Below are 24,510 nucleotides of genomic sequence, written 5' to 3' on the forward strand. Positions count from 1 at the left end.
GGGGCACGGGCCACACGGTAGCGAGCGGCCCGACGCCCCGTCAGGTCTTTCACGGGGGAGCAAGCAGCGCGGGGGCGGCGCGCGGTGGGTCGTACATCAGCACGACGCCCTCCGACCAGCCCTGCCCGTGCTCGGCCGCGCGCCGCCAGTCGTGCAGCGCGTAGGGCAGTTGCGCCGCGCTGTGCGCCGCGCGCACCTCCTGTCCGACCCGGGTGTGGAAGCCGGAGCAGTTCCCGTCGTACGCGTACCCCGGAACCATCCCGTACGTGCGCGAGAACTCCCCCCTGCGCCGCCACAGCGCGACCCCGTACCCGGCGCGCACGAGGCGCGGCAGCGCGTCGCCCGTGACGGGGTGCGCCGCGCCCCGGTACTGGCACAGGACCGGGATCTCGGCGGGGAGCGTGACGAGGTCGTCGGCGAGGGCGCGCGGGGTGCCGCCCGCGCAGTCGAGGACGCTGCCGTGCACGCCCTCCGCCCCGGGGCCGCGCGGGTGCAGCGCCGCCCAGCGCACGGGGTCGACCTCGGCCCCGGGGCCGAACTGCTCGCGGCTCGCGCACCGTACGACGACGGGCCGTACGGCGCCGAGCGGGCCGCCCCCCGACGGGTCAGGCCACGTGTCGACCTCCAGGCCGAGCAGGTCGTGCGGCAGCGCGACGTGGAGCATCGCGGGGGCGCCCGGCTCGTCGCAGCGCCGGAAGGCGTCGGCGAGGGGCCCGGCGAGCGCGGCGGGCAGGGCGCGCAGCGGTACGGCGTCGGCGCTCTCGTGGACGGACTCGGTGAGCGGTTCGGGGGCGTCCGTCCCGCCCTCCTCGACGGCGAGGCCCCACGTGACGTGTCCGGGCTGCCAGCCGAGGGCGTCGACGCGGAGCACGACGGCGCGGCGCGCGGCGCGGCGGCGCGGGCGGGGGGACGCGGGCGCGGGGCGCTCGTGGGCGCGCCACCAGTCGGCGAGTTCGGTGTGGTAGACGGCGCGGATCTCCGGGGGCAGTTCGTCGGCGGCGTCGGCGGCCCAGTCGCGCAGCTTCCGCAGCGCGTGCGCGGCCTCGCGGGTTTCGGCGGCGAGGAGGTCGTCGGCGGGCGGGAGCGCGGCGGCCACCGGGGCGGCGGCGTGGAGGGGGGCCGCCGCGGGGGCGGGGGTCGCCGCGTGGAGGACCGCGAGGACGTAGCGCAGCGCGAGCGCGTACGGGTCGCGCGTGCCGCCCGCGCGGTCGCGCAGCACGCCGAAGCCGTCGCGCCAGGCGCGCGGCGGGTGCGGGCGGTCGGCACCGTAGAGGTCGAGAGGCAGGGCGCGCAGGAGCGTCGCGAGTTCGGCAGGCGCGGCGGGGTGCGGGAGCCCGGCGAAGAGGCCGTAGAGGCGGGTGCGGTCGAGGGGGCCGGGGCGGGCCCCGGGGCCCCACAGGGAGCGCTGCGCGTCGGTCCAGGTGGGCGCGGCGCCCGCGAGCTGGGAGGCGTGGTAGCGGTCGTGATCGCGGTAGAGGGCCTGGTAGAGGTCCTCCTCGGGCTCCGGGGGCTCCGGTACGGGACCGGGCGCGTCCCCGTACGCGGCGGCGTCCCGCGCGCGGGGCTCGGGCAGGACCGCGGCGGGGGCGGGCGCCGCGAGGCCGGTCCCGGCGCGTCCCGTCGTCGCGCCCTCCCACCAGGGCCCGTCGGGGAGCATCGTGCCGAAGGGCGGGGTGGCCCGCTCGGCGGTCAGGCCGGGCACCGCGAGGGAGCGCAGGCAGGCGAGGTCGACGGCGGAGCCGCTGCCGCCTTCACGCAGCCGGGACTTGACGACGGCGACGACCTCGCCGCGCCGCAGGTCGACGACGGGGCCGCCCGACGACCCCGCGATGAACCCCTCCCCCTTGAGGAGGAGCTGCTCGGCCTCGCCCGGCCCGCCGAGGGTCCCCGCGACGGTCACGGCGCCGCCGCGCAGGGTCAGTTGCCCGCCGTTGTCGATCCAGCCGACCTGGTAGAGCCCGCTGCCGTCGAGCTGTGTGCCCGCGGGGCGGTCGGAGAGGTAGGCGCACGTGTACGGGGCGGGCCGGCGCAACCGTACGAGAGCGAGGTCGGGGGCGGGCCAGGAACCGGTCGCGGGGACGTGCTCGGGGAGCACGGCGGCGACCTCGCCTTCGAGGGCGAAGGGGAGACCGCTGGGGCCCACCTGGCAGACGATCACCCGCTCCCCCTTCCCGACCGGCCGCTGCGCCGCCCCGTCGAAGAGGACATGCGCGCAGGTCAGGACCCACTGCGGCGCGGCGAGAAAACCGCTGCCGAGAAACAGCCCGGCCTCCTGGACCGTGTCGAGAGGGCTATACCCGGCTCGGGGAACGTGGATGCGGACCGTGGCCGCCTTCGTCAGATCCTCCAGGATCTTCCACACCGGCTGCCCTTCCCCACCGCCGTTCATCGCACCTCACCCCCGACGACGGGGCTCCCGCCCCGGTCCCTGGGGGGCGGGGTGGTGGTTGCGGGGTGGGGGGTTGCGGGGTGGGAGGCTGGCGGGTGGGGGGTTGCCGGGTGGAGGGGCGCCGGGCCTGCGGCTGTACGGCTCGGGATCGCCGGGTCCGCGTCTGCATGGGCGTGGCTCAGGGACGCCCGGCCTGCGATGGCCTGGCTGAAGGGCGCCCGGTCTGTGACGGTCCGGCTCGGGGCCGTCCGGCCCGTTCCCGTCCCTCGTACCGCCCCGTCCCCCGCACGAGTGACGCCCCGGACGCGCGCGTCGCTCCGTGCGCGCTCCGTGTGCGTCTCCCGGCCCCTTGGCCCCGTGGCCCCCGGGCGCTCCGTGCCGCGTCGCGTCGTCCCGCCTGTTCCGCGGGTCGCGTGGTCCCCCATGGTGTGTCCCCCGTTCCTTCTTCCGCGTGCCTGGCGGGGGCCGATGGGCCGCCGTTCGGTCGTGGCGCGCGGGCAGAGCAGATTAGCCCGTGTGCGGTGCGGGGGCGAGGAGGAAACGGGACACCCGGCCCGCCTATCCTGTGCCTCGGACGTCCCGGGCCTCTGCCCGCCGCCCGTACCCCTTCGGCCACCGGCCCCATCAGACGGAGCACGCGACATGTACTTCACCGACCGCGGTATCGAGGAGCTGGAGCGGCGGCGCGGCGAGGAAGAGGTGAGCTTCGAGTGGCTCGCCGAGCAGTTCCGCGTCTTCGTCGACCTCAACCCGGACTTCGAGGTCCCCGTCGAGCGCCTGGCGACCTGGCTCGCCCGCCTCGACGACGAGGACGAGGACTGACACCGGGCGACACGTCCGCGGGCAGGGACGGGGGCTGACGCCGGAGGGGAAAGGCCCCCCGCCCCCCTGGCCCCGGGCGCCACCCGGACCGGTCGTTGCCCCGCCACCGGACTCCGCTGACGCTCGCCGCCGCCTGACGGAACCCGGCACCGGACCACCCGGCGCCGGAGCGAACCCGGCACCGAGCCGCCCCCGCCCCCGGCGCGGACCGACCTGCGGAACGAGCGCGCGCCCCGCCGGGCCCCGCGCCCCGGGGACCCCTCGCCCGAGACCCCGCGCCCTGCCCGGACCCGTCGGCTCCCCTCTGCCGCACTCCGCTGACCGGCCCGCCCCACCTGGCGAACGAATCCAGCCCACCGTCGGATCGTGCCCAGCGACGGACCGGACCCGGGCGACGAACCGCGAGACCGTCCCACAGCGCGCACGGGCCCCCGGAACACCCCCCCCCTCCGCCGACCCGGCCACCCCGACGCCCCCACCCGGAGCCACCCCAGAACCAAGCGCCCCGGCCCCCGCCACGGACCGCCACCCCGAGCCGCCCGGTCACCCCGAACCGGCCGCCCCCGGCCCCGCCACCGCCACCCCCCGCTACCGCCCTCCCCCACCCCCGGTCCCCCTCACCCCCACCCCCGCCCCGCCCGCATCCGGTCGTACGCCAGCGCGGACAGACCGTGGGCGACCAGCAGCGTGCCCGCGCAGCTCCAGTCGTGGTCCCGGCGCCGCAGCCCGTACGCCAGCAGCGGGAGCCCCACCGCGCACTGCGCGCCCGCCAGGAAGCGCGCTCCCGGGCCGCGCAGCCACGGGCCCAGGGCGCCGTGCTCGACCGCGTCGATCTCGCCCCGTACCGCGTCGCGCCAGCCCGCCCAGGACAGGAGGCGGTTGCCCGGTACGACGGCGGCGACCGAGCGGAGGCGGTCGGCGGGCTCGCCCGGCAGCAGCCCGGCGGGCAGGCGCAGTCCGGCGCGCGCGAGCACCGCGAGCACGCCGCGCAGCCGGGCGCGCGCGTCGCTCTCCGGGTCCTCGCGCGTGAGCGGCCCGAGTTCCTGGAGGTCGAGCACGGGGTCGAGGCCGAGACGGAGCACGAAGGTGCGCATCGCCTCGTCCTCGCCGAGCGGCGTCCCGTCCGCGGCCCACTCGTAGCCGACCGGGCGCCGGAAGCCGGAGCAGAGCACGAGACCGGCGCGCTCGTGGTCCCACCACAGCGCGAGGACGGGCCAGGAGGCGCCGACCGCGAGCGCCGTCGCCCACCCGGTGAGGACCCTGTCGACCGGCTCGCCGCCGTGCAGCCACGGCTTGTCCTCCGGTACGAGGGCGCTCCACCGCGCCGCGCCGCCGGGCCCCGGCTCCCCCGCCGGGCACAGCACGAGCGGCCTGCGCAGCAGCCGCGCCACGTGCGCCACCTCGTCCGGCTCCGCCCGGCACAGCAGGAGCGCCCCGGCCGCCCGCTCGGCGTCCGTCGCGTCGGAGGGGGCGGCGGCGTGCGGCGTGGGGCGGGAGCCGCCCGGGGGATTGGCCATGAATCCACGCTAGGACGGCCCTCCCCGCACGGCCCGCCTTCGGCGTCCTTCCGTGGCTCCCCGCCCCCTCCCGGTCCCGCGCCGGATGGCGGCGGCCCCGCACTTGACGCCCGCGATCCGCGATATATCGTGTTCGGAAGAGAACGCGATATGACGCGAAGCGCCCGTCGCGTGCTGCCGGTACGCCGCGCCCGCACGCACCGCGCGAGACACGTACGAGTGACACACGTACGAGGGAAGAACGGGGAGGTTCGGCATGGCCGAGTGGTCCGTGGCGGAAGCACGGAAACTGAGGATCGAGGACCCGGTGCGGACCGTGCGCGTCGGGCTCATGGGCGGCGAGGTCAACGTCGTCGGGCGTCCGGGCCCGGGGGCCGGGATCGGCCTCCAGGTCGCGGAGGTGGACGGCCCGCCGCTCGACGTGAGCACGGCGGACGGGGTGCTGACGGTCGAGTACCCGGACGTGCCGTGGCGCGGCCCGCTCAAGTGGCTCTCCTCGCGGGTGCGCGAGCGGCACGCGGTGGTCTCGCTCGTCGTGCCCGCCGACACCCACGTGGAGGTGCACGTCGCGGGCGCGGGGGTCACGGTCTCCGGGCTCGACGCGCCGCTCGTCGTGCACAGCGTCTCGGGCGGCGCCACGCTGACGCGCCTGAGCGGCGCGGTCGAGGCCGAGACGGTCTCGGGCGCCTTCGAGGCGCAGGCCACGAGCGGCCCGCTCCGCTTCGCCTCGGTCACGGGGACCCTCACCGTCGTCGACGGCACGGGCCCCTCCGTGCGCGCCGATTCGGTGAGCGGCGACATCATCCTGGACCTGGCCCCCGGCGAGACGCCCGCCGACATCCGGCTCACGAGCGTGTCGGGACAGGTCGCGATCCGCCTTCCGCACCCGGGGGACGCCACCGTCGAGGCGGACACGGCGAGCGGTTCGGTCTCCAACGCCTTCGAGGACCTGCGCGTCAGCGGCGCGTGGGGCAGCAAGAAGGTGACCGGAAGGCTCGGTTCCGGGCATGGCAGGCTCAGGGCCACGACGGTCTCCGGCTCCCTCGCGCTCCTGCGCAGGCCGCCCCGCACGGAGGAGACCGAGCCCACCGAGGAGCCGGACCCCCCGGCCCCCACCGACCAGCCCGACCAGCCCGACCAGCCCGACAGGAAGGTGCTCTGAGATGGCCCCCGTCTTCGCCCACGGCCGCCTGCGGCTGTACCTGCTCAAACTCCTCGCCGAGGCCCCGCGCCACGGCTACGAGATCATCCGCCTCCTCCAGGAGCGCTTCGAGGGGCTGTACGCGCCCTCGGCCGGCACGGTCTACCCGCGCCTCGCCAAGCTGGAGTCCGAGGGTCTCGTCACGCACACGACCGAGGGCGGCAGGAAGGTGTACGCGATCACCGCTCCCGGCCGCGCGGAACTCGCCGCGCGCGGGGGCGAGCTGGCCGAACTGGAGCTGGAGATCCGCGAGTCGGTCGCCGAGCTGGCCGCCGAGATCCGCGACGACGTACGGGGCGCGGCGGGCGAGCTGCGCCGCGAGGTACGCGCCGAGACGGGCCGCTCCGAGACGGCGGGCGGTACGGGAGCGGGGCGCGGCGAGGGCGAGCGCGAGGCGTGGCGCGCCGCGAAGGAGGAGCTGCGCCGGGCGAAGCAGGAGTGGCGCGAACAGGCGCGCCAGGCGCGCGACGAGAGCCGCCGCGCGCGTGAGGACGCGCAGCGGGCCCGCCGTCAGGCGCGCGACGCGCAGGCCAAGGCGAAGGCGCAGGCCAAGGAGGCGCAGGAGCACTTCCAGCACATGGCGCGCCAGGTCCAGCAGCAGATGCAGGAGCACTTCAGCCGGGGCGACTGGCCCACCGGGTTGCGCGAGGGACTGAGCGAGCTGACGCGCGAGTTCGGCCGCTTCGGGCGCGAGGGCGGCTTCGGCCAGGGGTCGGGCGGCGGCCACTGGGGGGCGTGGGGCGGTGGCCGTGCGCCGTGGGAGGCGCGGGCGGAGAAGTCCCGCGAGGAGTCCCCGGACCTGGGAAAGCACCTCGCGGACGACCTGGACGAGGAGGCGGCCGACCTGACGGGCGAGGGCCCCGGGCCCGTACCGCCGCCGTGGGCCACGGAGCCGCTCGCCGAGGGTGATCCGGTGCGTGAACTGGAGCGGCTGCTCGACCGGTTCCGCGACGACGTCAGGGACTCGGCACGCGACGGCGGCGTCACGTCCGCCCAGCTCCACGCGGCCCGCGAGCAGCTCGCGCGGGCGGCGGCGCGCATCGCGGCCGTCCTCGGGGAGCCGTCCGCTGAATGACCACCATCGCCTGGGGCCCGCTGGGCCGGGCCCCCCTCTGGCGGGCGGTCATGCACTTGGCGGCGCTGGAGGCGAAGGAGTCGCCCCGCGCGGCGCGGTACGTCCCGACGGAACCGGCGGACGCCGTACGTACCGGACCGGCGGACGCCGTACGTACCGAACCGGCGGACGCCGTACGTACGGAAGCGCCCGGCCGCGTACGTACGACGCAGGAGCCGCCCGCGGCCACCCGCGCCCCCGAGATCGGTCCCGCCCGCACGGTCCGGGCGCCCCGTCCCCGTACCGCCGCCACCGCCCACCACGCGGCCCGCACCCCGAGAAACCCGCCCCAGCAGGAACCGGGCACGGTACGGGCATCCGCCTGAACCGGGCCGGGACCGGCGGGCGCGGGCGTCCGCCCGTACACCGGCGGTGACGGGCCCCTCGTAGCGGCGCGACCGCACCCGCACCCGTACGGGAGCCCTTCGCCACGCACGCGCGCCGCACACGCGAGCCGCGCGCACACCGCATTCGCGCACCGCCCACGCCGACCCGCGCACCGCGTCCGCGCACCGCGCGTCCGCGCCCCCGCTCACCTCAGCGTCGTGCGACGCCGTCCTCGCGGGCCGCGCGCGCGACCGCCTCCGTCACCGCGGGGGCGACGCGCTCGTCGAAGGGCGAGGGGATGACGTAGTCGGCGGCGAGTTCCGCGCCGACCACGTCGGCGAGCGCCTCGGCCGCCGCGATCTTCATGTGCTCCGTGATGTCCGAGGCCCGGACCCGGAGCGCGCCCGCGAAGATGCCGGGGAAGGCGAGCACGTTGTTGATCTGGTTCGGGTAGTCGCTGCGCCCGGTCGCGACGACGGCCGCGTACTTGTGCGCGACGTCGGGGTGGATCTCCGGGTCGGGATTGGCCATCGCGAAGACGAAGGAGTCCTTCGCCATCGTCGCGACCGCCGCCTCCGGCACCGTGCCGCCCGAGACGCCGATGAAGACGTCGGCGCCCTCCAGCGCGGCCTCCAGCGAACCGCTCAGCCCCGCCAGGTTGGTCAGCTCGGCGATCTCCCGCTTGACCGGTGTCAGGTCGGAGCGACCGGTGCTCAGGACGCCCTTGCGGTCGCACACCGCGACGTCCCCGATCCCCGCCGCGAGGAGGAACTTCGCGATGGCGGCGCCCGCCGCGCCCGCGCCCGAGATGACGGCGCGCAGCTCCCCGATCTCCCGCCCCGTCAGCTTCGCGGCGTTGCGGAGCGCGGCGAGGGTCACGACGGCGGTGCCGTGCTGGTCGTCGTGGAAGACGGGGATGTCGAGCCGCTCCTTGAGGCGCCGCTCGATCTCGAAGCAGCGCGGCGCGGAGATGTCCTCCAGGTTGATGCCGCCGAAGGAGGGCGCGAGCCGTGCCACGGTCTCGACGATCTCGTCCGTGTCGGTCGTGCCGAGCGCGAGCGGCACCGCGTCGACACCCGCGAACTGCTTGAAGAGGATCGCCTTGCCCTCCATGACCGGCATCGAGGCGGCCGGGCCGATGTCGCCGAGGCCGAGGACCGCCGTGCCGTCGGTGACGACGGCGACGGCCTTCGAGGTCCACGTGTACTCGTGGGCGAGTTCGGGGCGCTCGGCGATGGCCGTGCACACCTCGGCGACGCCGGGCGTGTAGGCGAGGGAGAGGTCGTCGCGGTTCCGCACCGGGACGGTCGCCGCGATCTCCATCTTGCCGCCCCGGTGCAGGGCGAAGGCCGGATGGAGGCCGGCGTCCGGGCGGGCCGCGTCCGCACGCGCGGCGTCCGCCTCGGCCGGGTGGTCCGCGGCACCGTCGCCCGAGCCCGCGACGCCCGCACTGGCGTCGGTACCGGGCGTGGCTTCGGCAATGTCCGCTTGAGCTGACATGGGAGGAACCCCTTTGTTCGTTCATCGTCAGTTGAGGGTGTCCGCCCCCTGGTGAGGAGGGCGGGCGGGCACCGCGCAGCCCGCCGGCGGCCCGGGTCCCCGGTCGGGAACCACGGCTTCCACGCTTCCGCGGAACACTTCCGGGAGGGGAAACGCTTCCGCGAAGGAATAGGCCACGGGTACGGGCACGTGCGCGCGGACGCGCCGCACACGCGTCCTGGGCCCCTGATGAGGGGTGTAGCCGTCTTTTCTACCGGATCGCGCCCGCCTCGTACGAGTCCTTTCGGACGAGGGCCGGGTCACACGCGGTCCGCGCCCGCCCGGCCCGCCGCCTCGCGCGACCCGCCCCGGCCCCCTCGCCCGGCGCCGCGAACCGCCTCACGCCCGCTCAAGACCCCCCAAGACGCGAGGAAATCCCCAAGGAACCCACAACGCGTCAAGCCGCGCGGGCCCGCCGAGAACCGGCATAGCGTCTCGCATCCCGGAATACCCGCCCAGGTCAGACCTCCGCGCCCCCGCGCACCCGGAAAATTCGTGCCGGATCGATGTGCCGTCAACTCATCCGCGCATCCGACTTGTTACCTGGCCACAAGCCCCCGGACCGATCCCGTTATCCGATTTTGACATCGGTGACCCCCTGAGCGGTCTTGTCCGAATGGCAAGATGCCGTGCATCGCACTGGGTCACGACACTCGAAGACGCGTTCACCGTGACCCCCGTCGGCAATTCCAGACTTCCGCCGGAGGGACCCTCATGACCACCAACTCCCCGCGTCGCCTGTTCGCCGTGAAGCCCCGTGCAGCGACGGCCGCCGCTGTCGTGGTCGCGGGTGCCCTGCTCCTCGGCGCCTGCGGCGACCAGACGAAGGACGACGACAAGAAGGAGCCCGCCGCCTCGGCCGGTTCCTCGAAGGCCGCCGATTCCTCGCTCAAGGACAAGCTCCCCGCGGAGATCCGCGACAAGGGCGTCATCAAGGTCGGCTCGGACATCGCGTACCCGCCCGTCGAGTACAAGGACAAGTCCGGCAAGGTCGTCGGCATCGACGTCGACCTCGCCGAGGCACTCGGCAAGGAGCTGGGCGTCAAGTTCGAGTTCCAGAACGCGACCTTCGACACGCTCCTGACCGGACTGCGCTCCAAGCGCTACGACCTCGCGATGTCCGCGATGACCGACACGGCGGACCGCCAGAACGGCGTGGACGGCGACACGGGCAAGAAGGTCGGCGAAGGCGTCGACTTCGTCGACTACTTCACGGCCGGCGTCTCGATCTACACGCCGAAGGGCAAGACCCAGGGCATCAAGACCTGGTCCGACCTGTGCGGCAAGAAGATCGTCCTCCAGCGCGGCACCGTCTCGCACGACCTCGCCAAGGCCGAGTCGAAGAAGTGCGCGGGCGGCAAGAAGATCGCCATCGAGGCGTACGACAACGACCAGCAGGCCCAGACCCGCCTGCGCGCGGGCGGCGGCGACGCCGGTTCCTCCGACTTCCCCGTCGCGGCCTGGGCCGTCAAGACCTCCGGCGGCGGCAAGGACTTCGAGCTCGTCGGCGAGCAGGTCGAGGCCGCCCCGTACGGCATCGCGATCGCCAAGTCGAACACCCAGCTCCGCGACGCGATCAAGGCCGCGATGGACGCGATCATCGCGAACGGCGAGTACGACAAGGTCATTTCCAAGTGGGGCGTCGAGGACGGCAAGGTCACCGAGGCCGCCGTCAACGCGGGCAAGTGACCTGACGGGGCGCGGGGTTCCCCGTACGAGGACGGGCCGCCGTCCCCGTACGCGGGACCCCGCCACCCCGGCCCCGCGCGGGCCCCGCCCGCGCCCGACCCCACCCCCGGAGCGAAGGCAGCACTCGTGTCCCCCGACGACCCCACCACTCCCCCGGAGCCGGACCGCGCGTCCGGGTCCCCGGACGCCAGGCCCACCGGCCTGGGCAAACCCGCGGCCGGGGCCACCCCACCGGCCCCCGTCACGAAGACCGCCCCCGCCGAGGCCATCCGCGCCGTCCCCGTGCGCCACTACGGCCGCTGGGTCGCCGCGCTTGTCTCGCTCGCCGCCCTCGCCGCGCTGATCTACGCCTTCTCGCAGGGAAAGATCAACTGGGGCGCCGTCCCCGACTACTTCTTCGACGACCGCATCCTGAGCGGTCTCGGCAAGACGATGCTCCTGACCGTCGTCGCGATGGTCATCGGCATCGCCGGCGGCGTGGTCCTCGCTGTCATGCGCCTGTCGAAGAACCCGGTGACCTCCTCGATCGCCTGGTTCTACATCTGGTTCTTCCGCGGCACCCCGGTCCTCGTGCAGCTCATGGTGTGGTTCAACCTGGGGCTCGTCTTCGAGTACATCAATCTCGGGCCGCTCTACAAGGACTACTGGTCCTCCTTCATGACCCCGCTGCTCACCGCGCTCCTCGGCCTCGGCCTCAACGAGGCCGCGTACATGGCGGAGATCTGCCGCGCCGGACTGCTCGCGGTCGACGAGGGCCAGACCGAGGCCGCGCACGCGCTCGGCATGAGCCACGCGAAGACCCTGCGCCGCATCGTGATCCCGCAGGCCATGCGCGTCATCGTGCCGCCGACGGGCAACGAGGTCATCAACATGCTCAAGACGACCTCGCTCGTCGCCGCCGTGCAGTACCCGGAACTCCTGCGCGCCGCCCAGGACATCGGCCAGGTCTCGGGCGCGCCCGTCGAGATGCTCTTCCTCGCCGCCGCCTGGTACCTGATCCTCACCTCGGTCCTGAGCATCGGGCAGTTCTACATCGAGCGGTACTACGCGCGCGGCTCCAGCCGCGCCCTGGCCGCGACCCCCTGGCAGAAGGTCAGGGCGAGCGTCCTGGCCATGGGCCGCCCGAACGGAGGCATGGCATGAGCGACAGCGTCCCCACGATGACGACCGGCGGCCAGGTGCCCATGGTCCGCGCCGAAGCCGTCCACAAGTCCTTCGGTCCCGTCGAGGTCCTCAAGGGCATCGACCTCGACGTCCGGCAGGGCGAGGTCTTCTGCCTCATCGGCCCCTCCGGCTCCGGCAAGTCGACGTTCCTGCGCTGCATCAACCACCTGGAGAAGATCAACGCGGGCCGCCTGTACGTCGACGGCGAACTCGTCGGCTACCGGCAGCGCGGCGAGAAGCTCCACGAGCTGAAGGACAGCGAGGTCGCGCTGCGCCGCCGCGACATCGGCATGGTCTTCCAGCGCTTCAACCTCTTCCCGCACAAGACCGCGCTGGAGAACATCATCGAGGCGCCCACGCAGGTCAAGGGCGTCCCGAAGGCGGCGGCGCGCGAACAGGCCCGCGCCCTCCTGGAGCGCGTCGGCCTCGCGGACAAGGCCGACAGCTACCCGGCGCAGCTCTCCGGCGGCCAGCAGCAGCGCGTGGCGATCGCCCGCGCGCTCGCGATGGAGCCGAAGCTGATGCTCTTCGACGAGCCGACCTCGGCGCTCGACCCCGAGCTGGTCGGCGACGTCCTCGACGTCATGCGCGACCTCGCCGAGAGCGGCATGACGATGATCGTCGTGACGCACGAGATGGGCTTCGCCCGCGAGGTCGGCGACTCGCTCGTCTTCATGGACGGCGGCGTCGTCGTCGAATCGGGCCACCCCCGCGAGGTCCTCACCGCCCCCCGGCACGAACGCACCCGCGCCTTCCTCTCGAAGGTGCTGTGAGGCGGCAGACGGGAGGATGAGGCGGCACGGGGGACGGACGGGGCGCGGGGCGCCCGGGACGGTACGGGGGACGGGGCGCGGGGCGCCTGAGACGGTACGTGGCACGGGGCGCGGGGTGCCCGAGGCCGTAGGTGGCACGGGGCGCGGAGCGCCAAAGGCAGTACGGGTACGGGGCAGGCCGCACGCCGAGGCGCCGAGCCCCGCACCACCCGGCTCCGCCACGTACCCCCGTCCCTGCCCCTGCCCCCTGCCCGCGCGCTCAGCGCAGGCCGAGCACCAGCGCGTCGGAGGGCGAGGCCCACACCGTGCGGGCCTCCGCGAAGCCCGCCTCGCGCAGGGTCGCCGCGTGCCACGAGGGCGGCTGCGTATCGCCCTCGGAGTGGGCGCCGAAGAGCTTCATGCGCGCGGCGACGGGCCCGGCCAGCTCGGGCTCCTCGGCGAGCGCCGCCCACCACGCGTCCCAGTCCTGCGCCCCCGCCTCGCGCGCCCGGTCCATCACGGCGTGCCGCAACGCCCGCTCGGCGGCGTTGACACGGGGCGTCCCGGGGTCGGGCATGTGGTCGGCGTTCATGAAGGCGCCGCCCTCGCGCACGAGCGGCGCGAGCTGCCCGTACAGCGTCCGCAGCGCCTCGGTGGGCATCCAGTGCAGCGCCGTCGCGGTGAGCACGACATCGTACGTCGCGTGCGGAAGCGCCTCGGACCAGTCCGGCGCCGTCAGGTCCGCGTCCACGACGTCGACGCGCGCGTCAGCGGCGAAGGTGCCGCGCGCGAGCGCGAGCAGCGCCGGGTCGCGGTCGACGGCCGTCGAGCGGGCCTCGGGGAACCTCCGCAGCACCCGGTCGGTGATACTTCCCGTACCGCAGGCGAGGTCGAGGACGCGCGGCGCGGTGCCGACGAGCGCCTCGGTCATGTCGAGCATGATGCGGAACCGCTCCTCACGGTCCGGCATGTACCACTCCTGCTGACGGTCCCAGCTCTCCTGCCAGGCCCCGAAGTCGGTGCCACCGCCGCCCGTACCCATCTACGCCTCCACCGCGTCCGCGCGGGACCCGCGCAGCGATCCGCGCGGGCCCCGCACCAGAAGTAGTAATACCCTCTACACATGTCCGACCATTACGGCCGGTCGACATGCGCACCCTAGTCCGCCCCTGTAAGGACAACAAGTGGAACTGGCCTATTACTCGGACTACGCCGTACGTCTCGTGAACACCGAGGAACCGGGACGCCGCAAGGACACGCTGACCTCGGTCGACGCGGTACGCGCGCTCATCGGCGCGGACACGCAGGCGGCCCGGCGCGCGGGCGAGGCGGACGTGACCCGCTTCCGGGGGGTGCGCGCCCGGCTGCGCGCGATCTTCGAGGCGGCCGACGGCGGCGAGGAGCACGAGGCGGTGCACCTGCTCAACTCGCTGCTCCTCGAATACCCCGTCTCGCCGCAGATCTCCGGCCACGAGTACCTCGACGCCTCGGGCCGCCCGCGCTGGCACATGCACCTCGCCGAGCACCCCTCGAACGCGACCGCCGGGTACGCGGCCGTCGCCGCGATGGGCCTCGCCTTCCACCTCACCGAGTACGGCGTCGACCGCCTCGGCATCTGCGAGGCCGAGCCCTGCCGCAACGCCTACCTGGACACCTCCACCAACCGCTCCCGCCGCTACTGCTCCGACCGCTGCGCGACCCGCGCCAACGTCGCCGCCTACCGCGCCCGCAAACGCCGCGCCGCCACCGGGCCCGACACGGAGCGCACGGAGCCGAACCCCCAGCGCACGAAGGAGACGGCGGTCGCGAGCCGCCCCGAGGAGGCCTGAGCCGGGGAAGCCTGCGCCTGAGGGCCTTGAGCTTGGGGGCCCTGAACGGTGGAGTCCAGGCCCGCGGCGTCCTGGCCGGAGTCCCCCGTACCGCCCGCCTCGGCACCGCCCGCTCCCGGACCAACCACTTCCGCGCCGCCCGCCGTCGCGGCGACGAGGCCGTCCTCGCCCTCCGGCATGCGCGGCCGGTAGCGCCCGAGCACCCGCCCGAGCACGAGCTCCTGCGGCACCACGCCGTAGTCGTTGCTGTCACCCCCGGCCCAGGGGTTGTCGGCGAGCACCCACCAGCCCGCGCCCCGGCGCTCCGCCACCCGCTTGACGATGAGCAGGTCCTGCTGGAACGGGTGCCGCAGCACCACGACGTCACCCGGTCTGACCCGTGCCCCGTACCGGACGAGCAAGCGGTCCCCGTGACGCAGCGTGGGCAGCATCGAGGGCCCCCGCACCTCGGCGACGCCGAGCGGAATCCTCGATTCCCCTATGCGCACGCGCCCTTCCGCCTCCGACATCGGCCAACCTCCCACTCTCGTGCCCGTCCGGCACCGTCCTCAGGACCGGCCGGCTCCCAGTCTCACCCCGGACTTTTGGCCTAGGCCCCCGGGGGCACCCGAGAAAACCAGGTCCTCACGGAGTAATGTCCCACCTGAGAAGACGATCACGAGGAAGGACAGCTTCATGCTCTCCCGCCTGTTTGCCCCCAAGGTCACGGTCAGCGCCCACTGCGACCTGCCCTGCGGCGTCTACGACCCGGCGCAGGCCAGGATCGAGGCCGAATCGGTCAAGGCCGTCCAGGAGAAGTACCAGGCCAACGAGGACGCCGACTACCGCACGCGCTGCATCATCATCAAGGAGCAGCGCGCCGAACTGGCCAAGCACCACGTCTCGGTCCTGTGGAGCGACTACTTCAAGGCCCCGCACTTCGAGAAGTACCCGGAGCTGCACCAGCTCGTCAACGACACCCTCAAGGCCCTCTCGGCCGCCAAGGGCTCGAACGACCCTGCCACCGGCCAGAAGGCGCTCGACCTGATCGCCCAGATCGACAGGATCTTCTGGGAGACCAAGAAGGCCTGAGCCCCCGCTCAGCCACCCCTCGACCCCTGGCCCGCCCGGCGGCGGACGAAGGGAAGAGATTGAGCCGCACCCGGTTCCGCACGGCCTTGAGGCCGTGGGGGCCGGGTGCGGTTTTTTGTCGGGCGAGGGGGCGGGAGGAGGGGCGGCGGTTCGGCGTCGTGGGTCACGGCTGGACGGGGGCGGGCGTGGCGGGCGCAGGCGTGGCGGGTGGTGGGTGCAGGCGCGGCGGGTGATGGGTGCAGGCGCGGCGGGGGTTGGGCGCGGAGCGGGCGTGACGGGCGCGAGTAGGCGTGGGCGCGGGAAGCGCGGGCGTGGGAAGCGCGGGTGTGGGAGGCGCGGGCGTGGGAGACGCGGGCAGGCCAGGCCGGGCTCCGTGCCGAGCGCCCGAATCACCCGGCTCGTGCAAGCCGTCCCCGCTCTGCGCACCGATTGCCCCCATATTTCTCGTGGTGGAACCGATCGCTCCGCGGATATCGTCGGCTGACCGGGGGATGCCCTCTCCTCGTCGCGCTCGAGAATCTCAAGGAGCAGGACCGTGGGCTTCAAGGGAATGGACGACGTCCAGGCGCCGAAGCTGGCCGCCGCTGTCGACGTCATGGGCGGGACGCTCACCATTCAAGGCGGATTGATCAACGGAATTCTCGCCAAATGGGACGCGCGGGCCGAGGGGACTTCCGCATTTCCCAGGAAGGCTTCCTGGGCGACGGACGAGGCCAAGGACATCCGGCGCCGCCTCGGCATGGCCAAGGACGACCCCGAGGCGGTCCTGACCTTCGCGAGCCTGTCCGGCGCCCTGGAGACGTGGAAGGAGTTCAAGGAGGGCACCCTCAAGGACATCAAGACCCCCCTCAAGCTGCTCAAGATCCCCACGGCCATCGAGGCGTCGATCCACCTCTACGAGCGCTGGAAGCAGGGCCAGAACGTCGCGGGCGCCCGCGCGGTGTGGGAACTGAACAAGTACTTCGGCTCCCCGGACGCCCGCATCACGGCGAAGCGGGGCGAACTGCTGCGGGAACTCCTCAAGGACCAGAAGATCCGCAACTGGTACAAGGAGCCCTGGAAGTGGCAGCAGAGCGTCCGCAAGCTCGCGATGCGCCTGAAGATCCCCTACGCGGCGAAGCTCTTCGGCAACGCGCCCGGCGCCGGGTTCCTCGCGCGCAAGGTCCTGCTGCCGCTGAGCGTCGTGGACGGCGTCAAGCAGATGTTCCTCCCGACGCACTCGGGCGCGTACGGCGCGGCCGACCGGACCATGGGGTTCCTCGAAGCGGGTGGGGCGGTGGCCGTGCTCGGGGGCGCGGGGATGGCCGGCGCGCTCGGCGCGTCAGCAGCCGTCGCCGCGGCCGTCCCCGTCGTCGGCTGGGTCGCCCTCGGCGTGGCGGGCACGTACTTCCTCGGCAGCTGGGCGTGGGACAAGTGGGGGGACGACATCAAGGCCGGCACCAAGAAGGCGTGGAACGCCACCAAGGAATGGGGCGGCGATGTCGTGGACAAAGGCAAGGAGATTGTCGACGGGGCGAAGAACGCGGTCACCAATCTGGTCCCCAATACCATCAAGAAATACAAGTTCTGGTAACCGAGAATCGGACGCGCCATCATGCCGAACCCTGAAATCGACATAGACCTCGACGAGTTTCGCGGAATCCTTGCCGAGGCTCTCGCGGAAGGCGGCACGCAGCCCCTGCTGCGGCTCACCGACGAGGAGATAGCGGTCCTCGATCCCGAATCGCTGACCGAGTGCGTCGCCCCGACCCCGCGCATCGCGGAACTCTCCGGCCAGGAACGGGAGTGGGTCTACGCCACCGCGCTGCGCTCCCTCGTCTCGCGCGAAGCCGTCGAGGTCGCCAACATCGAGGAACTCGACGCCGTGCTCCGCGCCGCCGAGGCACGGCGGGAGTCCGGGGAGACCCCTGCGGAGGGCACGGACCCGGGCTCCCGGCCCTCCGGCGTCGATCTCGATCTGCGCATCACCCCCGAGGTGAGCCTGGTCCTGACGCTCCGCCGCACCGCCGCCCGCGCCCTCGCCGTCGAGCAGCACACGTCGAGCGGCCGGACCCACCTGCTCGTCTACGTGCACGCCGACGACCTCCACCTCGTGGAACGCGTCACCTCGGGCGGCCTGCACATGTTCACCCTCGCCGCCTCCGCGCAGGACGCCGCGGACATGGCGCTCCTCTTCGTCGACCCCTTCGAGGTCGCCGCCAAGGACGGCCCCGTCCAGCACCTGACCCCCGAACAGATCAGCCAGCAGAACGTGGGCAGGGCGCTCGGCGAGGCCATCGACAACGCCCTTGTCGTCGGGCAGACCGTCCTCCTCGCCGACACCCCCGGCCCGCTCCTGACGACGTACGCGACCGACCAGGCCCTGTGGACGGTCTACGTCGAGAAGCCCCACGCCCTGACCGGGATCGAAGCGCGCCCGGTCGGCAAGAACACCTTGCGCGCGCTGATCACCAAGCTGATCAGCCCGAGCTGAGAGAACCGACACCATGTCACGAGAGAGCGAATGCCGCGAGGATCTGCGCCGGCTCAAGCAGTACGCGGACCAGTTGGAGAACTCCGTCGACAACGTCGGGAAGCTCTGCGGCACGGACACCTGGAAGGGCCCCAAGAGCGAGCGCTTCCGGGGCGAATTCACCGGCCACAAGAAGCAGATAAAAGACGCCCTGGCCGCCGCGCGCGCGGCGATGGACCGCGCGCTCAAACGCGTGGAGCAGGAAGAGGCGGAGAAGAAGAAGTCCGGAGCGGGGAAGTAGGGAAGCAGCACGGTGGTTGACCAACAACGCACAATCGGCCCTCGGTTGTCCCCGGCCCCCACGCAGGCGCGCCGCGTCTCCGCTTCGGTCGTCGACGCCCTCGTCGCCCTGCTCTGCGGCCTCGCGGCCGGGGTGGCGGCCGGCGTGGAGGTGGTCGACGGGGTCGCACAGCTCCGCCCCGGCTCCCCCGCCGTATGGGGAACCGCGCTCGTCGCGGCCTTCGGCCTCTCCTTCCTCAACCACGTCCTGCTCACCTACGCGGTCCGCGCCAGCCTCGGGAAGCTCCTAACCGGCCTGCGCGTGGTCCGCGCGAGCGACGGCCGCCGCCCCGGCTTCTTCCGCCTCATCGGCCGCTGGCTCTTCGGCTTCTACTGGATGATCGTCTTCGTCCCCCTCCACGTCGCGACGGACAGCAGCGTGGAACAACAGGACGCGGTGTCCCTGCGCACGATCCGACGCTGACGGCGGCCCCGTGCCCGGAGCCCGGAGCCCGGTGCCCAACCCGCAGTGATTGGCCGCCAGCGATTGGCACCCGTCACGGGCCAGGCGTGGGCTTCGGCTCCCGGCATCGGTCCCGGGCCTGGTGCGGGCTTCGGCTTCGGCTCCCGGCATCCGTCCCGGTCCTGGCGCGGGCTCCGGCTCCGGCTTCGGCTTCGGCTCCGGCTCCGGCTCCGGCTCCGGCTCCGGCTCCGGCTCCGGCAGAGTCGCCCGTCGCTCCCGGGCTTCGGCCCCCGGCCCAGGCCCCCGGCGAGTCGAGCCTCGCACCCGGGTCCCGGACTCCAGTCTTCGCGCTCGGCGCTCGGCGCTCGGCGCTCGGCGCTCGGCGCTCGGCGCTCGGCGACGAACCGCTGGTCGGCTGGGCCGTTCCGCTCCCGGGCGAACAATCAGCCGACCGGCGGGCACCTCCGCGCCGGGCCCTCGGCGGCTCCTGCGGATGCCGGGAGCCGAGGGCGGAAGGGAAAGCGGGGCCTTCCCTGGACGCGCCCGCCCGGTCGTCGGTTCGCTCGCCTCTCTGCCGTCGCCTCCGCGCGTCACCCCCCGCTCGCCGGCGCGGGGCCGAGGGCGAAGGACTGGCGGACCAGCGTGAGGAGTTCTTCCTCCGAGACGCCGAGGCGGCGGGCCTCGGCGGCGAGTTCCGCGGCGCGGGTGAGGAGGCCGGCGCGGAAGCGGGCGCCTTCCATTTCCACGACGACGGCCCCGCGGCCTCTGCGCAACTCGATCAGGCCCTCGTCCCGCAACCGTTGGTAGCCCCGGAGCACGGTGTGCACGTTGATGTCGAGGGAGTCAGCCAGCGCTCGCGCCGCCGGGAGCCGCTCGCCCGGAGTGAGGGAGCCCTCCGCGAGGGCCGCGCGGACCGATGACGCGATCTGCTCCCCGAGCGGGACCGGTGACGAGGGATCGGTACGGAAGAGCATCAGCCGCCGCCTGGTCGTGGGGAGCCGTCCGCGTCCGCCGCGAGGGTATTGAGGAGCGCCGCTGCCGTACGGGCGTCCCGCGTCGTCACCGCGAAGTCCCGCCCGTCCTCCCGGCGCACCACGAGCGCCTCCCCCGAGTGCAGGATGACTCCCGTTCCCCGGGGACTCACCCGGTATCCCCAGCCGCCCCACTCCAGCGCCCTCACGTGCTGCGCGCGAGCCGTGGCGACCTGGTCGAGGGCGATACGCGTACGGGGCCAGGGGAGATAGCCGGCGGCGACCGTCAGGCCGTGCCGGTCGACGGTGACGCGCACCGCGCTCAGGGCGAAGGTCAGCAGCCCCGCGAGCAGGAGCGGCAGCCCCGCGCTGACCAGTCCGGCGGCGAGCAGCCCCGTGCCGAGAAGGAACGTGCCCGCGCCGATCCCGGTAAGCACCGCCGAGGTGTTGTGCGCCGACCAACCGGCCCGCTCCCCGGGGCGCAGCGTCAACCGCTCAGCGGCGCTGGGCAGCGGACCGCGCTCCGGCCCACGCCAGGCCGAGGGCATCAGACGCCGCACCAGCGTCCCCGCCGCGGCGGCCAGGAGAGCGGCGCCCAGCCCTGCCACCAACTGCACCCAGGGCAGTTGGGCTTCCGTCCCGTCAGCGACCGCGCCCGCGTTCACGACAAGCACCGCGCTCAGCAGATAACCGAGCAGGCCGGCCGTCCCCCACCCCGTCGCCGTCCACGCGCTCCGGGCGGCAAGGCTTGCGCCGGGGAGGGCGGTGCCGAGTCCGAAGAGGAGCGCGAGACCGCCGAAAAGGGCGAGGCACACCCACGGATAACTGCTCGTGGCGGCCCAGTCGTCGGCCGTCCCACCGCCGGAGAAGTGAGTGGCGATGCGGTCGCCGAGCTTGTCCCGCGTCCCCAGGAAGATAGCGACGGTGACAGCGAGCCCGACGACGAACGGCGCCGCTTCGAGCAGCACACCCGGCCACTGGGTGCCTCCCCGGCTGGTACCCGCCCCTCCGCCCGTACCCGGCGGCCCGGCCGTCCCGTTCCTGTCCGGCCCCTCGGCCCCGTGTCCCCCGTACACCTCTCGCTCCTCTCGTGTCGTACCGCGGGCCGCCTTGTGCGGCTCCGCTCCGTACGACTTATTCGCAAGCTATGCGAACAACTATCGAGGTGCTTCCCGCCCAACAACCCTTCGAACCCTGACGCGCGAAAAAACTCGCACGAGATGCGGAACGCATCCCTCCGCATCTCGTGCGGATCTTTTTCACGGGCCGGGAACTCGCCCGGTCCGGCGGCCGTTGGACCGGACACACGAACACACACAGACACACATGGCGCACTCGTGGACAAGTGGCGTGAAAGGTCGGATCACTCCGGCCGACAGGTCACGGACGGGGTGCGCCGGAAGCAGAAGGGGGTCTTTCTCATGGCGGGTTTTCTCGACCGGGCGAAGGAACAGGCGCAGCGCGGCCTCGCACAGGGCAAGCAGAAGTACGACGACGTGCAGACCCAGCGCACGGGCAGCGAGCTGCTGAAGAAGCTCGGCGCCGCGTACTACGCGGAGCGCAGGGGCAGCGGTGACCCGGCGGCCACGCAGCGCGCCCTGGAGGCCGTGGAGTCCCACATAGTCACGCACGGCGACGGTTTCCTGCCCCGCTGAGCCGGGGCGGGCTCCGCACGGCCCGTCCGTACAAGCGAGCGATTCGGGTACGACAATGGACGGATGCCGTCCACAGTCTTCACCGGTGCCTCGCAGCCGGAGGTTCCCAACTCGCTCGTCGAGCGGCTGGGCTCGCCCGCCCTGCCCTCTCCCTTGCGGGAGGTCGTGGACGCGCCCTTCGCCCGCCGGGGAGTGCGTCTCTTCCTGAAGCGGGACGATCTTGTGCACCCCGAGATACCGGGCAACAAATGGCGCAAGCTGGTCCCGGCTCTCGCGGGGCTGGTCCCTGGGCAGACGCTCGTGACCTTCGGCGGAGCCTGGTCCAGTCACCTGCGGGCCACGGCCGCCGTCGGCCGGCTGCTCGGGGTGCCGACGGTGGGCCTGGTGCGGGGCGACGAGCTGGCCTCGCGGCCGTTCAACGCCGCGCTGGAGCGCTGCCGTGCGGACGGAATGCGCCTCCACTTCGTGGACCGCTCCCGCTACCGGCGCAAACGGGAACCGGAGACGCTGCGCTCGCTGCTGGGCGAGGCGGGTGTCACTCGTCCCTACGTCGTACCGGAGGGCGGGAGCAGCCCCGCGGCCGTACGGGGGTGCGCGGAGCTGGGCCGGGAGCTGCGGGGGCAGGCGGACGTGGTCGCGGTCGCCTCTGGCACCGGCGGCACGCTGGCGGGGATCGCGGCCGGGCTGGGGCCGAGGAGCCGGGCGCTGGGCATCCCGGTCGTGAAAGGCGGCTTCCTCGCGGACGAGGTGCGGTCCCTGCAGAGCACGGCCTTCGGCTCCGCCCAGGGCACGTGGTCCCTGGACGAGCGCTTCCACGCCGGGGGCTACGGCCGCCTGCCGGACGCGCTCGACCGCTTCGCCCTGGACTTCGAGGACCGCCACGGCCTCCCGGTGGAGCGCCTCTACGTCGCCAAGCTCCTCCACGCCCTCACATGCCTCGCCGAGGAGGGCGCCTTCTCCCCGGGCACCCGCGTGGCAGCCGTCATCACAGGTGTTCCGGGGCCGGGACTCAGCTCCGGCCTGGGGAGTTCCGGCCTGCGGAGCGATTGAGTCGTGGGCCGGGGGCGGTCGGGACCTGCGCGAACGGCGGTCGGGGCCGTGCGCGAACGGGGACGCCTCGCGCTCGGCCAGGACCGCCGCCGAACGCCGGACAGGGGGCAGTGAACAGCGGAAAGCCGCCGACCGGGCAGCTGGACGACCTGACGGCCGGATAGGGCATGGCGACGGGCTCAGGAGGTCCGGTGGTCCAGCGCTCCGCCGACGCCCAATGCTCCGCCAGGGACCGAGGGCGGGGTCCTGAGTCCGCGCTGGCGCGACGTCCCACCACGCGGTGTCGGGCCCGCTTGCCCGGCGCCCGGAAGGAGCACCGCCCCGCCGCTCCGCTCTGCCACGTCCCCGCACCAGCCCCTGTCCCCCGCCCACCCACGGCGTCCTCACGCGCCGTCAGTCCCCCGTCTCCTCGCGGTACGCCGCCGCCTCCTCCAGATCCAGCCGGTGCAGGAGGGTGCGGAGCATTTCGTCGTCGATACGGCGGTGGTCGCGGAGTTCGACGAAAACGGCTCGTTCGGCACCGATCATCTCGCGGGAGAGGCGCCGGTAGGTGTCGTCGGCGGACTCGCCCTCGTCGTTGACGGCGCCCAGCCGCTCCCAGGGGGCGTTCTTGCGGCGTTCCAGGACGGTGCGCAGGCGGTCCAGGAGAGGGCCGGGGAGGGTGTTGGTCTCCTCGGTGAGGAGCGCTTCGAGGCGTTTCTCGGCGGCGGTGGACGCCTCGCTCTGGGCCTGTGCCTCGATGAGCGTGTCGCGGCGGGTGTCGCGTTGCGGGAGCCGGAGCAGCCGGATGATCGGGGGCAGCGAGACGCCCTGCACGACGAGGGTGCCGATGACGGTCGTGAAGGTGAGGAAGAGGATCAGGCTGCGGGCGGGGAAGTCCGAGCCGTCGTGGACGCTCACCGGGATGGAGAAGGCGATGGCGAGCGAGACGACACCCCGCATCCCGGCCCAGCCGATGACGAAGGGCCCCTTCCACGTGGGTTCGGGTTCGCGGCGGCGCACGCGGGCGGAGAAGAAGCGGGGCAGGTAGGTGGCCGGGTAGACCCAGACGAAGCGGGCGGCGACGACGGTGAGGAAGAGGGCGAGCGCGTACCAGATGACGATCGGGCTGTCGTACTGACCGAGGTCGTCGAGGACGACGGGGAGCTGGAGACCGATGAGGGCGAAGACGGCGGACTCCAGGATGAAGGCGACCATCCGCCAGACGGCGTCCTCCTGAAGCCGTGTGGCGAAGTCGACCTGCCAGGAGCGGTGCGCGAGGTACAGGGCGACGACGACCACGGCGAGCACACCGGAGCCGCCGAACTTCTCGGCGACGGCGTAGGCGAAGAAGGGGGTGAGCAGGGACAGGCTGTTCTGGAGCAGCGCCTCCGTGAGGTGGGTGCGCAGCCAGTGCAGGGGGACCATCAGGACCAGCCCGACGGCGATGCCGCCGACGGAGGCGAGGAGGAACTCGCCGATCCCCTTGCCCCAGCTCGCGCCCTCGCCGACCGCCGCGGCGACGGCGACCTTGTAGGCGGTGATGGCGGTGGCGTCGTTCACGAGGGACTCGCCCTGGAGGATCGTCGTGATCCGCGCCGGCAACCCCACCCTGCGCGCCACGGCGGTCGCGGCGACGGCGTCCGGCGGGGCGATCACGGCGCCGAGGACGAGGGCCGCCGTGAGGGGGAGTTCGGGGACCAGGAGGTAGATGACGTAGCCCACGGCGAGGGTCGCGAAGAGGACGTAGCCCACGGAGAGGAGGCCGATGGCGCGGGCGTGCGCGCGCAGGCCGAGGTAGGAGCTGTCGGCGGCGGCGGTGTAGAGCAGCGGGGGCAGCAGGAGCGGCAGGACGATCTCGGGGTCGAGGTCGTAGTCCGGGACGCCCGGCAGGTAGGAGACGGCGAGCCCCACCGTGACGATCAGCAGCGGGGCCGGGATCGGGGTGCGGCGCGCGGCTCCCGCCACGGCGGCGCTTCCGGCGACGAGGAGCAGCACGGGCAGGGCGTCCATGGGCGCGGGGTTTCTCCTTCGGGAGGGAGGGGGGCGGGGGCGGGAGGGAGCGGGGAGGCGGGAGGCGGACGGGAACGGTGCGGGCGGGGGAACGGACGGGAACGGTACGGGCGAGGGGGGCGGGACGCGGCGGGCTGAACGCGGCGCGGGCGTGTTCGGCGTGCGTGTCGCGCGCGGGGGCGGGGCGGGCAGGGGGGCGGACGGGGAAGGAACGCGAAGGCGAAGGCGTCCCGG

The 24,510-nt window shown here is 73.6% G+C and carries 22 protein-coding genes and 1 pseudogene; 15 read left to right on the forward strand and 8 right to left on the reverse strand.

From position 1 onward, the window contains the following. Positions 1–49: 49 nt before the first annotated feature. Positions 50–2,389 (reverse strand): trypsin-like peptidase domain-containing protein, encoded by a 2,340-nt coding sequence (locus STTU_RS09515; protein WP_007822170.1) that lies wholly within the window; start codon positions 2,387–2,389, stop codon positions 50–52. Positions 2,390–3,031: 642 nt separating this feature from the next. Between STTU_RS09515 and STTU_RS09520 the strand changes: the two genes are divergently transcribed. Continuing rightward, positions 3,032–3,211 carry a DUF6104 family protein gene (locus STTU_RS09520; RefSeq protein WP_007822171.1) on the forward strand — a complete coding sequence of 60 codons (180 nt, stop codon included), beginning with the start codon at positions 3,032–3,034 and terminating at the stop codon, positions 3,209–3,211. 617 nt (positions 3,212–3,828) lie between these two features. Here the strand turns inward: STTU_RS09520 and STTU_RS09525 are convergent. Further along, on the reverse strand, positions 3,829–4,728 hold the full coding sequence (locus tag STTU_RS09525) for a hypothetical protein (RefSeq protein WP_007822172.1): 900 nt from the start codon (positions 4,726–4,728) through the stop codon (positions 3,829–3,831). Positions 4,729–4,984: 256 nt separating this feature from the next. Between STTU_RS09525 and STTU_RS09530 the strand changes: the two genes are divergently transcribed. The 3 genes from STTU_RS09530 to STTU_RS09540 are packed head-to-tail and all read left to right on the forward strand — an operon-like array spanning position 4,985 to position 7,369. Further along, entirely contained in the window at positions 4,985–5,890 is a 906-nt protein-coding gene (locus STTU_RS09530) for a DUF4097 family beta strand repeat-containing protein (protein ID WP_007822173.1), read from the forward strand. 1 nt (position 5,891) lies between these two features. Next, complete coding sequence (locus STTU_RS09535; protein WP_007822175.1) at positions 5,892–7,004, forward strand: PadR family transcriptional regulator; 1,113 nt, start codon at positions 5,892–5,894, stop codon at positions 7,002–7,004. After that, the gene (locus STTU_RS09540) at positions 7,001–7,369 is read left to right on the forward strand and encodes a hypothetical protein (RefSeq protein ID WP_043254687.1); all 369 of its coding nucleotides are present in this window, start codon (positions 7,001–7,003) and stop codon (positions 7,367–7,369) included. The genes STTU_RS09535 and STTU_RS09540 overlap by 4 nt, the downstream gene beginning before the upstream one ends. 211 nt (positions 7,370–7,580) lie before the next feature. On the opposite strand, the gene STTU_RS09545 is transcribed toward STTU_RS09540, so the two are convergent. After that, positions 7,581–8,870 (reverse strand): NAD(P)-dependent malic enzyme, encoded by a 1,290-nt coding sequence (locus tag STTU_RS09545; RefSeq protein ID WP_007822177.1) that lies wholly within the window; start codon positions 8,868–8,870, stop codon positions 7,581–7,583. A gap of 753 nt (positions 8,871–9,623) precedes the next feature. Between STTU_RS09545 and STTU_RS09550 the strand changes: the two genes are divergently transcribed. From STTU_RS09550 to STTU_RS09560, 3 genes are all read left to right on the forward strand, one after another. Further along, entirely contained in the window at positions 9,624–10,598 is a 975-nt protein-coding gene (locus tag STTU_RS09550; protein ID WP_007822180.1) for an ABC transporter substrate-binding protein, read from the forward strand. Positions 10,599–10,799: 201 nt separating this feature from the next. Further along, positions 10,800–11,741, forward strand: coding sequence for an amino acid ABC transporter permease (locus STTU_RS09555; RefSeq protein WP_052862480.1), 942 nt, complete (start codon positions 10,800–10,802; stop codon positions 11,739–11,741). Next, on the forward strand, positions 11,738–12,535 hold the full coding sequence (locus tag STTU_RS09560; protein ID WP_009068659.1) for an amino acid ABC transporter ATP-binding protein: 798 nt from the start codon (positions 11,738–11,740) through the stop codon (positions 12,533–12,535). Before STTU_RS09555 ends, STTU_RS09560 begins: the two co-directional genes overlap by 4 nt. A 259-nt stretch (positions 12,536–12,794) precedes the next feature. Here the strand turns inward: STTU_RS09560 and STTU_RS09565 are convergent, their stop codons facing one another. Then, positions 12,795–13,556, reverse strand: coding sequence for a class I SAM-dependent methyltransferase (locus STTU_RS09565; protein WP_007822183.1), 762 nt, complete (start codon positions 13,554–13,556; stop codon positions 12,795–12,797). A gap of 142 nt (positions 13,557–13,698) precedes the next feature. Between STTU_RS09565 and STTU_RS09570 the strand changes: the two genes are divergently transcribed. Continuing rightward, entirely contained in the window at positions 13,699–14,343 is a 645-nt protein-coding gene (locus tag STTU_RS09570; RefSeq protein WP_007822184.1) for a CGNR zinc finger domain-containing protein, read from the forward strand. 173 nt (positions 14,344–14,516) lie between these two features. Here STTU_RS09570 and sodX read toward each other — a convergent pair. Further along, positions 14,517–14,852: pseudogene (gene sodX / locus STTU_RS35325) on the reverse strand (nickel-type superoxide dismutase maturation protease); the annotation flags it as partial. Positions 14,853–15,018: 166 nt separating this feature from the next. Between sodX and sodN the strand changes: the two are divergent. The 5 genes from sodN to STTU_RS09600 all read left to right on the forward strand — a co-directional run bounded on the left by sodN (position 15,019) and on the right by STTU_RS09600 (position 18,629). After that, the gene (gene sodN / locus STTU_RS09580) at positions 15,019–15,414 is read left to right on the forward strand and encodes a superoxide dismutase, Ni (RefSeq protein ID WP_007822186.1); all 396 of its coding nucleotides are present in this window, start codon (positions 15,019–15,021) and stop codon (positions 15,412–15,414) included. Between the two features lie 535 nt (positions 15,415–15,949). After that, positions 15,950–16,987 carry a hypothetical protein gene (locus STTU_RS09585; RefSeq protein ID WP_043254692.1) on the forward strand — a complete coding sequence of 346 codons (1,038 nt, stop codon included), beginning with the start codon at positions 15,950–15,952 and terminating at the stop codon, positions 16,985–16,987. 21 nt (positions 16,988–17,008) lie between these two features. Continuing rightward, positions 17,009–17,887 carry a hypothetical protein gene (locus tag STTU_RS09590; RefSeq protein ID WP_007822188.1) on the forward strand — a complete coding sequence of 293 codons (879 nt, stop codon included), beginning with the start codon at positions 17,009–17,011 and terminating at the stop codon, positions 17,885–17,887. Positions 17,888–17,900: 13 nt separating this feature from the next. Continuing rightward, positions 17,901–18,167, forward strand: a complete 267-nt coding sequence (locus STTU_RS09595; protein WP_007822189.1) for a hypothetical protein — start codon at positions 17,901–17,903, stop codon at positions 18,165–18,167. Between the two features lie 45 nt (positions 18,168–18,212). Next, a complete protein-coding gene (locus tag STTU_RS09600) occupies positions 18,213–18,629 on the forward strand; it encodes an RDD family protein (protein WP_007822190.1) in 417 nt (138 codons plus the stop codon). Between the two features lie 569 nt (positions 18,630–19,198). On the opposite strand, the gene STTU_RS09605 is transcribed toward STTU_RS09600, so the two are convergent. Beyond that, on the reverse strand, positions 19,199–19,582 hold the full coding sequence (locus STTU_RS09605) for a GntR family transcriptional regulator (protein WP_007822191.1): 384 nt from the start codon (positions 19,580–19,582) through the stop codon (positions 19,199–19,201). Beyond that, entirely contained in the window at positions 19,582–20,547 is a 966-nt protein-coding gene (locus STTU_RS09610) for a hypothetical protein (RefSeq protein ID WP_007822192.1), read from the reverse strand. Before STTU_RS09610 ends, STTU_RS09605 begins: the two co-directional genes overlap by 1 nt. A 453-nt stretch (positions 20,548–21,000) precedes the next feature. On the opposite strand from STTU_RS09610, the gene STTU_RS09615 reads away from it, so the two are divergent. After that, positions 21,001–21,234 carry a hypothetical protein gene (locus tag STTU_RS09615; RefSeq protein WP_043257255.1) on the forward strand — a complete coding sequence of 78 codons (234 nt, stop codon included), beginning with the start codon at positions 21,001–21,003 and terminating at the stop codon, positions 21,232–21,234. A gap of 63 nt (positions 21,235–21,297) precedes the next feature. Beyond that, positions 21,298–22,284, forward strand: a complete 987-nt coding sequence (locus STTU_RS09620) for a 1-aminocyclopropane-1-carboxylate deaminase/D-cysteine desulfhydrase (protein ID WP_234019198.1) — start codon at positions 21,298–21,300, stop codon at positions 22,282–22,284. Positions 22,285–22,677: 393 nt separating this feature from the next. Here the strand turns inward: STTU_RS09620 and STTU_RS09625 are convergent, their stop codons facing one another. Beyond that, a complete protein-coding gene (locus tag STTU_RS09625; protein ID WP_007822195.1) occupies positions 22,678–24,276 on the reverse strand; it encodes a Na+/H+ antiporter in 1,599 nt (532 codons plus the stop codon). Between the last annotated feature and the right edge of the window lie 234 nt (positions 24,277–24,510).

The organism is Streptomyces sp. Tu6071 (assembly GCF_000213055.1).
In the GTDB taxonomy this organism is placed as follows: Bacteria; Actinomycetota; Actinomycetes; order Streptomycetales; family Streptomycetaceae; genus Streptomyces; species Streptomyces evansiae.